Origin of the sequence: Paenibacillus xylanexedens (assembly GCF_001908275.1) — a bacterium.
Classification (GTDB): Bacteria; Bacillota; Bacilli; order Paenibacillales; family Paenibacillaceae; genus Paenibacillus; species Paenibacillus xylanexedens_A.
Window position 1 is genome coordinate 3,224,477 of sequence record NZ_CP018620.1, and the last position, 11,703, is coordinate 3,236,179.

General features: G+C 46.2%; 9 protein-coding genes. All 9 read left to right on the plus strand.

The window, feature by feature from the left end; translation table 11 throughout:
- Positions 1-115 precede the first annotated feature (115 nt).
- Positions 116-1,807: a type 2 periplasmic-binding domain-containing protein gene (locus BS614_RS14460; protein WP_074094499.1), complete on the plus strand. Its 1,692-nt coding sequence runs from the start codon at positions 116-118 to the stop codon at positions 1,805-1,807.
- 189 nt (positions 1,808-1,996) lie between these two features.
- On the plus strand, positions 1,997-2,887 hold the full coding sequence (locus tag BS614_RS14465) for an ABC transporter permease (RefSeq protein WP_074094500.1): 891 nt from the start codon (positions 1,997-1,999) through the stop codon (positions 2,885-2,887).
- Positions 2,888-2,916: 29 nt separating this feature from the next.
- Positions 2,917-3,795: a carbohydrate ABC transporter permease gene (locus BS614_RS14470; protein WP_074094501.1), complete on the plus strand. Its 879-nt coding sequence runs from the start codon at positions 2,917-2,919 to the stop codon at positions 3,793-3,795.
- A 32-nt stretch (positions 3,796-3,827) separates the two neighbouring features.
- Positions 3,828-4,913 carry a glycoside hydrolase family 53 protein gene (locus BS614_RS14475; RefSeq protein ID WP_084174533.1) on the plus strand — a complete coding sequence of 362 codons (1,086 nt, stop codon included), beginning with the start codon at positions 3,828-3,830 and terminating at the stop codon, positions 4,911-4,913.
- Between the two features lie 91 nt (positions 4,914-5,004).
- Positions 5,005-7,077 carry a beta-galactosidase gene (locus BS614_RS14480; protein WP_074094503.1) on the plus strand — a complete coding sequence of 691 codons (2,073 nt, stop codon included), beginning with the start codon at positions 5,005-5,007 and terminating at the stop codon, positions 7,075-7,077.
- A 209-nt stretch (positions 7,078-7,286) separates the two neighbouring features.
- A complete protein-coding gene (locus tag BS614_RS14485) occupies positions 7,287-8,726 on the plus strand; it encodes an NAD-dependent malic enzyme (RefSeq protein ID WP_074094504.1) in 1,440 nt (479 codons plus the stop codon).
- Positions 8,727-8,778: 52 nt separating this feature from the next.
- Positions 8,779-9,450 carry an HD domain-containing protein gene (locus BS614_RS14490; RefSeq protein ID WP_157116301.1) on the plus strand — a complete coding sequence of 224 codons (672 nt, stop codon included), beginning with the start codon at positions 8,779-8,781 and terminating at the stop codon, positions 9,448-9,450.
- Between the two features lie 300 nt (positions 9,451-9,750).
- Positions 9,751-10,818 (plus strand): FUSC family protein, encoded by a 1,068-nt coding sequence (locus BS614_RS14495; RefSeq protein WP_017689291.1) that lies wholly within the window; start codon positions 9,751-9,753, stop codon positions 10,816-10,818.
- A 150-nt stretch (positions 10,819-10,968) separates the two neighbouring features.
- Entirely contained in the window at positions 10,969-11,460 is a 492-nt protein-coding gene (locus BS614_RS14500) for a hypothetical protein (RefSeq protein ID WP_084174535.1), read from the plus strand.
- The last annotated feature ends 243 nt before the right edge of the window (positions 11,461-11,703 follow it).

Sequence of the window (11,703 nt, forward strand, 5' to 3'; positions counted from 1 at the left end):
ACATTCCAGAATATAGGTTGGCAAAGGTGCAGAAATCTTGATTTCGTATCATAGGCTCAAAGGCCTGGTCAGCCTATAATGAAAGGGTAACCAAAACGATTTAAGGGGGAACAACATGAGAGCGCAATCAACGAAAAAGAGATTCTTGACGCTTCTCGCTACAACGCTGAGTCTAACTGTCGTTCTTGCAGGATGTTCAGGAGGCAGTGGGGGCGGAGATAGTGCAACACCAAGTACATCTGGAACCCAAAACGAATACAAAGAAAAGTATGATCCGGCAGTTACCATTACTACAGCATGGGGAATCGATCCTGAGCTGAAATTTAAAAATGGCGAATCCATGGAAAATAACGTGGCAACCAAGTGGGCCAAGGACAAATTCGGAATTGAAATCAAATCCTTGTGGTCCGTGACAGATACGAACAGTGCATTTGCGACCAAGCTTCGTCTTGCTATGTCCTCCGGCCAAGAAATGCCGGATATTGTGACAATAGGGCAGCCGGATAATTTAGTTGCTCAAGATTTAATTGACTCCGGTATGTACGAAGAAGTCGGTCCACTGTTCGACAAATATGCTTCAGACACATGGAAAAAAGCGATGGAGCAAGATCCTAACGTCTGGAACCAATATAGTCGTGATGGCAAAAGAATGGGGATCCCTGTTCTGGACTACGCATACAACAATGATTACTTGCTCTGGATTCGCCAGGATTGGCTGGACAAGCTGAATCTGAAAGCACCAAAAACAATCGATGAGCTGGAAACCGTTATGGAAGCATTCAAAAACAATAACCCGGACGGCTTGGCTCCTGATAAAGTCACTCCGCTCAGCGTTGGTTTCAAAACATCCATGAACACATGGATGGGAGATGTATCCTGGATCTTTGGTGCGTATGGCACCTTACCTCAACAATGGAATCTGGATGCCGATGGCAAGCTGGAGTATGGTTCCATCAATCCCGGCATGAAGCAAGGATTGGTTAAATTGAGCGAATGGCTCAAAAAAGGGTATATCCCACAGGAAGCAGCGCTATGGGATGAGAACAAAACGGCAGAGCCGGCAGTTGCAGGAACCGCTGGTATTATTCCAGGACCTTACTGGATGAGTGGATGGCCGCTGGACGATACGGTGAAAAATGTCCCTGGTGCGGTTTGGAAACCGATTGAAATCCCTGCTGGTCCAGAAGGAAAAGCGATGCGTCATGGAACACAGTTTGTTAATGGTGTTACGTTGATCAAAAAAGATATGGCACACCCAGAAGCATTCTTTACGTATCAAAACTACCTGTTCGACAATTATGCAGATCCGGCACCAGGCAGCCCCTATGATAACGGTTTGTTTGCAGGCTATGACTATCAATTAGATGCAAATGGAAAGCAAATGCGGTATGAAAAAATTGATGGCGGGTATGTCAACGTTGTACGTTATTTGCTCGTTCGTGATGGCGCCCGTATTCCAGACGCTCAGATGAAAGCTCTAATGAATCTGGCAGATGGCAAGGAGCCGGAAACGAAGCTGGAAAAAGATGTTGCCGCGAACTATGGTAAGGAAACCCCTGCCGCAGCGAAAGTGCTGCTTGCTCAGAAGGAAATCTCCTACAAAAACATGTTCACAGGTCCAACAACGCAGACGATGAAATCCAAGCTGGACTATCTGAACAAAATCGAGAATCAGGCATTTAACGAAATTATCTATGGCAAAAATCCGGTTGATGCGTTTGATACCTTTGTACAAACGTGGAAATCGGGTGGCGGTGACCAAATCACGCAAGAGGTTAATGAATGGTATGACAGTGTGAAAAAATAGTTTTAAGCAGCGCCCAGACGATAACGTCTGGGCGCTTTTTTGTGTTTATTCAAGCTGAGGCAAAGTGGTTGAATTTGTGCCATTTATATTGCTTTTATGTGCTGTTTGGACCCCGTAAAAGGTTGATATAATCGCATTATAAGCCACTCAGGGAGTACTTGAGTAGGAAGAAATACAGGGGGAGCAATCATGAGAACTTTGAAACGCACTTGGCCATTCCACGTTATGCTGTTGCCAGCCATTATCTTTCTGATTATCTTCAGTTATGTGCCTATGGGCGGGATCATTATGGCATTCCAGAACTACAAGCCATGGCTTGGGATTAGCGGTTCTGAATGGGTCGGGCTGGACAACTTTAGATATTTGTTTGAACGTGAAGACAGCTTACAGGTTATCTGGAACACATTGATTATTGCCGTACTTAAACTGATTTTTAATTTATTTGTTCCATTTGTTTTTGCCATTCTTTTGAATGAGGTTCGCAAGATGGCTATACAGCGGACGATTCAAACGCTTGTCTATTTACCTCACTTCTTGTCCTGGGTCATTCTGGGCGGGATTTTGATAGATCTGTTGTCAACAGGCGGCTTGGTTAACCGGGTTCTGGGAACCTTCGGACTCGGGCCATATTTCTTCCTTGGAGACAATAGTTGGTTCCGATCTACGGTCATTCTGACAGATGTGTGGAAAGAATTTGGTTATAACATGATTGTCTTTCTGGCTGCCCTTGCCGGAATTAATCCAGCATTGTACGAAGCAGCGGAAATTGACGGAGCAGGACGCTGGAAACAGACACTGCACATTACCATTCCTTCGCTTGTGCCGATGCTGATGGTTGTAGGAACACTGGCACTTGGTAACGTACTGAATGCCGGATTTGACCAGATATTCAACTTGTATAACCCGCTCGTATATCAAACGGGTGACATCATTGATACATTCGTATATCGTTCGGCAATGCAAAATGGCGAGATGGGCTTTGCAACCGCGATCGGATTATTCAAATCGGTCATTAGTATGATCTTGATTCTTGTATCTTACAGCTTAGCCAAAAAATACGCTGGATACCGCATATTCTAAACGAATGAACAGAGAAAGAAGGGACCACGATGTATCATAAATCATTGCCTTATCGCGTGTTTAATATAGTCAATACCTGCTTTCTGATTTTGATCGCCATTATGTGTATCGTACCGATGATTCATGTATTGGCAGTATCCTTTAGTACAAAGGCTGCTGCTGATGCAAATCTGGTCAATCTCTGGCCCGTAGGTTTTTCACTTGAGGCGTACAAAAAAACGATGAACAATCCAATTTTCTTGAACTCGCTCTGGATCTCACTTCTACGTACAGTGATCGGTACAGCCATTACGTTGCTGATTACTTTCCTGGCGGCGTATCCATTGTCCAAAGAGAATAGTGAGTTCAAAGGAAGAACGATCTACTCCTGGATTTTTGTATTCAGTATGATTTTCAACGGGGGACTGGTGCCATTTTATATGGTTATCCAGAAGATCGGGTTGATGGATTCCTTCTGGGTACTGGTACTCCCAGGAGCAGTTAACACATTCCTTGTCATTCTTATGCTGAACTTCTTCCGCGGTATTCCAAAAGAGCTGGAGGAAGCGGCGCTGATGGATGGAGCTAACCATTTCAGAACATTGTTCAGTATCTTCCTTCCCATTTCGATGCCGTCCATTGCAACCATTGCATTGTTCAGTATGGTGTTCCACTGGAATTCCTGGTTTGATGGATTGCTCTACATGAATAACGCCAAGGATTACCCACTTGCTACATTTATGCAAACGGTCATTATTGGACGTGATATGAGTAGCATGAGCATGAATCCAAAAGAAATGGAAGCTCTCTCTCAAACTACGGTAAGGGCAGCTCAGATTTTCATCGGAAGTGCACCAATATTGATTGTGTATCCTTTCCTGCAACGTTTCTTTGTTAAAGGTATGACGTTGGGCTCAGTTAAAGGCTGAGCCTGTACCCCAAATTAATGGAGGTTGATACAGTGAGCAACTTGACGGAAAAGACATTCATTCTGGGAATGGATGTGTCCTTTATGGATGAAATCGAACAGCATGGCGGGAGTTATAGTGATGTGGATGGCAAGGAACAAGACTTGCTGTCCATCCTGAAGATTAATGACGCTAACGCGATACGACTTCGAATCTGGAATGATCCTGTTGGTGGATTCTGCAATCTGGAACGGACGGTGGAGATAGCCAAACGGATCAAGGAACAGGGCTTGAAATTTTTGCTTGATTTCCATTATTCTGATCGCTGGGCTGATCCAGCCAATCAATGGAAGCCGAAAGCATGGGAGCACCTGTCCTATGAAGAGCTTCAACGTGCGGTATGCATGTATACGGCTGACGTTCTGAGAACGTTGAAGGAACACGATGCGCTTCCGGACATGGTGCAGGTGGGCAACGAGATTACACCAGGCATGTTATGGAATGAGGGACGTGTAGGGGGAGAAGAGCATGATACGGATGAACAGTGGGAGCGTTTTGCAGGCCTTGTGAAGTACGGAATTGCTGCGGTCAAATCCGTTGACGCGGATATTCAGATTATGATACATATTGATCGTGGTGGAGATAACGCCGAGAGCCGCAAGTTTTACGATCGCTTTGAAGCACTGGGTGTGGAGTTTGATATCATTGGTCTCTCGTATTACCCTTGGTGGCATGGCACACTCGATGCGTTACGTGACAATCTTCATGATCTGGCTGAGCGTTATGGCAAACCTATCAATGTAGTTGAAACCGCTTATCCATGGACGCTGGAGCAGCCGGAAGGCATTGAATTGATTTTGAATCAGGATGATATGTTGTTACCAGGATACCCTGCAAGTGTAGAGGGACAGACCAAATATCTGAAGGATCTATTGCAGATTATTCGCGAAGTTCCTGGTGGTTTGGGGCACGGATTCTATTATTGGGAACCTGCCTGGATACCAAGTAAAGAAGAATGGTCCGTCGGACATCCGAATAACTGGGGCAACCTCACCATGTTTGATTTTAAAGGTCGCAAGTTGGAATCGTTTACAGCACTTGCTACTGTTGAAGAATCAGATGTCGTGACATACGTGTAATCTAGCGTAATACGTATCGTCTGTGAAGTCGTTGTTATCGTTATCGTATATAAACTAAAAAAACAGTAATTAAAGCAAGGGAGTTGTCCTTATGACATACAAATTTCCACCTGTAAGTCCCAAAGCCCCGCACATGTTGCATGGCGCAGACTATAACCCGGAGCAATGGCTCCGCTATCCTGAAGTTCTGGAAGAAGATATTCGCTTGATGAAGCTTGCCAAGTGTAACGTGATGTCCATTGGTATCTTCTCGTGGGTGTCCCTTGAGCCGGAAGAGGGCGTATACACGTTTGAATGGCTGGATCAGGTTTTGGATCGTTTTGCAGCAAACGGTATCTATGCATTCCTCGCTACACCAAGTGGTGCCAGACCTGCTTGGATGTCCGCGAAGTACCCGGAAGTGCTCCGCGTATCCGAGAAGCGTGTCCGCAATCTGCATGGTTTCCGTCACAACCATTGTTATACTTCCCCGGTATACCGTGAGAAGGTTACTGCGATCAACACAAAACTGGCAGAACGTTATTCGGATCATCCGGCTGTAATCGGCTGGCATATCTCGAACGAGTTCGGCGGAGACTGTCATTGTGATTATTGTCAGGAAGCGTTCCGTGGTTGGGTTCAGAAGAAGTATAAAACACTCGATGAACTGAATCATTCGTGGTGGACGACATTCTGGAGCCATACGGTTACAGACTGGAGTCAAGTGGAATCTCCGGCTCCACATGGTGAGACACAGGTACACGCGATGAATCTGGACTGGCGCCGTTTCGTTACGGATCAGACAGCTGATTTTATCGTGCATGAAACAAAACCGTTGAAAGCTCAGAATCCCGATCTGCCAGTCACAACCAACCTGATGGAATTCTATGGTGGTCTGAACTATTGGAAGTTCGCCGATATTCTGGATTTCCTCTCTTGGGACAGTTATCCGACTTGGCATGATGCAGATGACGATGCGAAACAGGCATCCCGGATCGCCATGATGCATGACATCGTTCGTTCCATCAAAGGCGGTCAGCCGTTCTTGCTGATGGAGAGTACTCCAAGTTCTACGAATTGGCAAGATGTCAGCAAGCTGAAAAAACCTGGCATGCATCTGCTCTCTTCTCTCCAGGCTGTGGCACACGGTTCCGATAGTGTTCAGTACTTCCAGTGGAGAAAAAGCCGGGGGTCCAGTGAGAAACTTCATGGTGCGGTGGTAGACCACGTAGGAACGGAACACACTCGAGTGTTCCAAGATGTCACTGATGTAGGAACGGCTCTTGAAGGCATGGAAGCCATTGTAGGAACAGCGGTTCCGGCAGAAGTTGCAATCATATTTGATTGGGAAAATCGTTGGGCCGTTAATGATTCACAGGGGCCACGTAATATTGGTGTGAAGTATGAGCAGACCGTGGAAGAGCATTACGAAGCGTTTTGGAAAAAGGGAGTTGCTGTAGACGTTATTGATATGGATGCAGATCTGTCCAAGTACAAGCTGCTGATTGCTCCAATGCTCTATCTGGTACGTGAAGGTGTCGGGGAACGTATTGAAAAGTTTGTAGAACAAGGCGGTACGTTTGTAGCAACTTACTGGTCTGGTATTGTTAACGAAAACGATCTGTGTTTCCTGGGTGGATTCCCAGGCCCGCTGCGTAAGACACTTGGCATCTGGTCGGAGGAAATTGACGGATTGCATGATCGTGATCTGAACGGAATCATTCCGGAGAAGGGCAATGAGCTTCAGCTCAATACAGCGTATGATGCAATTGAACTGTGTGATCTGATTCATCTGGAAGGCGCGAAGTCCCTGGCTACGTACCGTTCTGACTTCTATGCTGGACGCCCAGCATTGACGGTTAACCAGTTGGGTTCAGGGAAAGCATATTATGTAGCGACACGTCTGAAAGCACCATTCTATGATGATTTCTATGCGAAACTAATCGCTGATCTGAGCATTGAGCGTGGACTTGAAACCGAGTTGCCTGCCGGAACAACGGCACATACGCGTACAGATGGTACAGCTGATTATGTGTTTGTACAGAACTACACACCAGATGAGAAGCTGGTTGAATTAGATGGACAGTCCTACACTGATCTGCTCAGTGGTGATGCTGTGGAATCAAGTCTCAGCTTGAAGCCATATGACATTTGTGTTCTGAGCAGACCTGCTGCCCGGAAATAATTTAGGTTCATCCTTACTTTATAAACGGAGTGAAGATACTAAAAAAGTGCCCTGAACGCCTGACATTGGTGTTCAGGGCATCTTTTTTATTTTATGCATTTGGGCTGTTGAACCACTTTTTCTGGACAAGATAAAGGATAAACGTGTCCGCGTATCGAAGACAAACACGTAACATGTAACTCAAGACTTTCAGTCTGGGAGGAATGGAAATGAATCAAAGGAATCTGGATGGTAACAGCATTATTATTCGACTGGAAATGACAACTAAGGATATCAAGTTTGGCGAAGTGGCTTCGGCCATCTCGGAAGCTGGGGGAGACATCATTGCCATCGACGTGATTTCCACCAATCAGGATGTAAGCGTGCGCGACTTGACGGTCGCAGTTACAGATGCACAAGATAACAGTAAAATTATAGAAGGGGTACGCCAGCTTAAAGGTGTGTCCATTATTAATGTATCGGATCGGACGTTCCTGCTTCATCTGGGCGGTAAGATCGAAGTAACACCAAAGACCCCGATTCAAAACCGGGAAGATCTGTCACGTGTATACACTCCGGATGTGGCTCGTGTGTGTTCAGCCATTTCAGAAGAACCCGGCAAAGCCTTCTCATTGACAATTAAACGGAATACAGTGGCCGTCGTATCTGATGGCAGTGCGGTACTTGGACTGGGCAACATTGGTCCCCGTGCAGCGATGCCTGTCATGGAAGGTAAAGCGATGTTATTCAAACAGTTTGCTGGTGTGGATGCTTTCCCAATCTGCCTGGACACACAGGATACCGAGGAAATCATACGTACTGTGAAAGCGATATCACCTGGTTTTGGCGGCATTAATCTGGAGGATATCTCGTCACCGCGTTGTTTCGAAATTGAACGTCGTCTGAATGAGGAATTGGACATTCCTGTATTTCATGATGATCAGCATGGCACAGCGGTTGTGTTATATGCTGGTCTGATCAATGCGCTCAAACTGGTGGGCAAGTCCATTGAAGATGTGAAGATTGTGGTCTGTGGCATCGGTGCAGCAGGTGTAGCGTGCAGCAATATATTATTGTCCGCGGGAGCCAGCCGGCTTATAGGTGTCGATCGTGAGGGTGCGATTGTACGGACACAAACCTATGAGAATGAAGTCTGGAGTGATTATGCAGCTCGTACTAATCCCGAACTGGAGACTGGTTCGCTGCGTGATGTCATTCGTGGAGCCGATGTGTTCATTGGCCTATCCCGCGGGAATCTGTTAACTCGCGAAGATGTACAGACCATGGCAGAAGATCCAATCGTGTTTGCAATGGCAAACCCGGTGCCTGAGATTATGCCTGCCTTGGTGGAAGACATTGTGGCTGTAATGGCAACAGGACGATCCGATTATCCGAATCAGATTAACAATGTGTTATGTTTCCCCGGCATCTTCAGGGCAGTTTTGGATTGCCGAGCCACCGAAATTAATGAAGAAATGAAGCTGGCAGCCGCGCAAGCGATTGCTTCGGCCATTACGGACGAAGAGCGTACACGTTATTACATTATTCCGAGTGTGTTCAATGATAAAGTAGTCAAATCGATGCGCAGTCGCGTAATTGAAGCAGCTATTAAGACGGGTGTAGCTCGACGTATTCCTCGTGAACAGGCCCGTGAAGGCGGGGAATCGTAAGATGTCAGAGAACCCTCTTCAACCTGACGGGAATCTGCAAGAATTAGGGCACATGCATAATATAGATGGAATAACAGCAGGAGAGGCTGTTCTGCGCGCCGCCCGATCCTTTGTTCAAGGGGACTCATCCAAGCATAGTGATGGTCATGACTGGCCGCACATTGAACGGGTAACCGCACTTGCGGTTGAACTCGCTCACCGCATGGGTGCAGATCCATTTGTCTGCGAACTGGCCGCATTATTACATGATGTACCGGATGAGAAGCTGAATGAGAGCTTGGAAGCCGGGATGGCCAAACTGAATGACTGGCTGGATACCCAGCCTCTTGACCGGGATATACGTAACAAGGTTGTGGGTATTATTAGCACCATCTCATATGCGGGAGGACAGCGTCCTGCGGTCAGCTCGCTTGAAGCACAGGTTGTACAGGATGCGGATCGACTGGATGCATTGGGTGCGATTGGGATCGCCCGAACCTTTGCCTTTTCAGGAGCCAGAGGGCGCGAGATGTACGATCCGTCCCTTCCCCCACGGGAGCAGATGACCCGTGAGGAATATCGCAATGGGCGCAGCACAACGATAAATCACTTTTACGAGAAGTTGTTCAAGCTCAAGGATCTGATGAATACCTCCTATGGCAAGGAGCTGGCGGAACAGCGTCATGATTATATGGTGCAGTTTGTGGACCAGTTCAAAAGGGAATGGGAGGGCACGGACCGTTAGGCAGGCATAATAAGCATGAGCATTCCACAGAGTTATCATAAGTAACAGAGGCGAATCTTTGAAGTGGCGAAAATCCATTTTGAAGATTTGCTTCTTTTTGGGTTAATAATGTGTATTAACATACATAAAGGAATCAAATTTACAATACCTCTGACTTATGACATGGCAACGGAAGACCTTACATGGTACAATAAATCGTTCTCCTGAATGAATTCAGGCAAAAAAAGAAATATGGGGTAATAATGAACATGATTATCAAATGTAAAATTTCAGGTTCGGTAAAGAGGAGGAGTCATCACCATGTCGTTTGGTGCGCGTGTACTTAAGACGGGGATCGCGGTCACGCTTGCCTTGTACCTAAGTAGCCTGTTCTTGAACCCGCAATCTCCCGTGCCTGCCGCAATCGCGGCTATATTCGCCATGCAGCCTTCCATCTATCGTTCCTGGAAATACTTCCTGGATCAATTGCAAACGACCACGCTGGGAGCTATTGTCGCCCTGGTGGGGGGCATGGTGTTGTCCAATGAGCCAATCGCCGTTGGATTAATTATTGTACTTGTCATCATGATCTGTCTTAAATTGAATATGGGTGAGACGGTTGGCCTGACACTGGTCACGGTTGTATCCATTATGGAAGCCTCGGGTGACTGGCATTTTGCACTCAATCGTTTTCTGTTGACACTGGTTGGTATTGTATCGGCGTTTCTCATCAATATTACGGTATTTCCTCCGAAACCGAAGGTTCAGTTCGTGAAGCAGATCCATAGTGTATTCAGCGGTATGTCGTTGCTTCTGCGAACTTCGATCTCGGATGAGATCAAGGAAGTTGTATTCCGGGAGGAGAAAAGCAACCTGGGCGGTTCCATTAAGTCTTTGTCCGACAAGTATAACTTGTTCGAAGAGGAACAGAAAAAGATGAAACGTTCGAAATTCAGCGAAACTCGTCAGATGGTGGTCTACAAACAAATGCTGCTGAGTTTGCAAAAAGGGTACGAGGTGCTGGATTCGGTGGAACGCCACTATTTCCAGGCACCGCGGACAACGGCCATGGATCAGTTTTTTGACTCACATCTTGAACTGGTTATCAAATTCCATGAGCATGCACTGCTCAAGTTCGAGGATAAGCTGAAACCTAATGGGGAAGAGGCCGCACAGTTTGTATTGGATAATGACCGTTTCATGGAGCAGGCGATCACCCAGTTTGATATCGACAAGGAAGGGATGTTACGATTGTCCATCGTGGCAGCTGCCATTTATGATTATGGATATCAGTTGGAACGTCTGAATCGACTTGCCGAACATGTGCATAGCGCCAGTGAAGACAAAGAATCACAGGACAAAATTTTGAATTGGCTTAAGTGGCCTTAGGCATGATTCGTAATCAAAAGTAGACTTTTTGAACAACCTTTCTAAGTGCGAATTGCGCACCTGCTTGGCGATCATATACAATGTAGTTACAACATAGCCCGGACAATCGTGTCCGGGTTATTTTGTCATACATACGGCTGAAGGGCATGAATGAATATTAACGAACTGAGGGATAGAGACATGATTACAGAGGAATTGGACGCTGAACTAATGGAATGGTTGAGTGGGACAAATCTGGAGCATAAACAGCATGAAGCCATGCAACTGCTGACCGTATCTGAGGATCAGTGGCCGCATCAGGCGATGATCAGTATGGGGGAAGTGATTGCGATAAATCCGCATCAGCTTAGACTGGCTCTATGGCAAGGTACACAGACCAGTATGAACATGAGCAAAACAGGCAAGGCTACCTTGATTGCGGTTCAAGCACATCGATTGTTGCATATCCGTATAGAAGTAGAACGGCTGCCTGAGATGAAGGGGGCTGTTCATCCGAGAGATCGTTTTGAAGCACAAGTGCTCCAGGTACGTGTGGAGCACGCGCCATATGCGGAGATCACTTCAGGAATAACCTTTCAATTAAAAGATGAACTTGGAGCAATTACACGCTGGAAAGAGACGATTGAAGAATTACGAAAATAGGCAGGAGTAGCTAGGTCAGTTGAGGCCCCGGTGATTGGGTAATAATGAAGAAGAAAACAACAAAAAACGCCTCCGCTTGCATCGGGACGTTGTCACTGGTACAATAAAAAATGGTTTTCAGAAAATTAGAACTAATTAACATATAATTAAAATGTTTACTTTCTAATAATTATACCATTGCCTTTTCGGGCTTGTCAAATGGGATTTTGAGGACACAATCCGGGGAAAGAGGGGCTATTAACA

Coding starts and splice junctions, on each gene's coding strand:
- BS614_RS14460 (WP_074094499.1), top strand. CDS start 116: ATGAGAGCGCAATCAACGAAAAAGAGATTCTTGACGCTTCTCGCTACA.
- BS614_RS14465 (WP_074094500.1), top strand. CDS start 1,997: ATGAGAACTTTGAAACGCACTTGGCCATTCCACGTTATGCTGTTGCCA.
- BS614_RS14470 (WP_074094501.1), top strand. CDS start 2,917: ATGTATCATAAATCATTGCCTTATCGCGTGTTTAATATAGTCAATACC.
- BS614_RS14480 (WP_074094503.1), top strand. CDS start 5,005: ATGACATACAAATTTCCACCTGTAAGTCCCAAAGCCCCGCACATGTTG.
- BS614_RS14485 (WP_074094504.1), top strand. CDS start 7,287: ATGAATCAAAGGAATCTGGATGGTAACAGCATTATTATTCGACTGGAA.
- BS614_RS14490 (WP_157116301.1), top strand. CDS start 8,779: ATGCATAATATAGATGGAATAACAGCAGGAGAGGCTGTTCTGCGCGCC.
- BS614_RS14495 (WP_017689291.1), top strand. CDS start 9,751: ATGTCGTTTGGTGCGCGTGTACTTAAGACGGGGATCGCGGTCACGCTT.
- BS614_RS14500 (WP_084174535.1), top strand. CDS start 10,969: ATGAATATTAACGAACTGAGGGATAGAGACATGATTACAGAGGAATTG.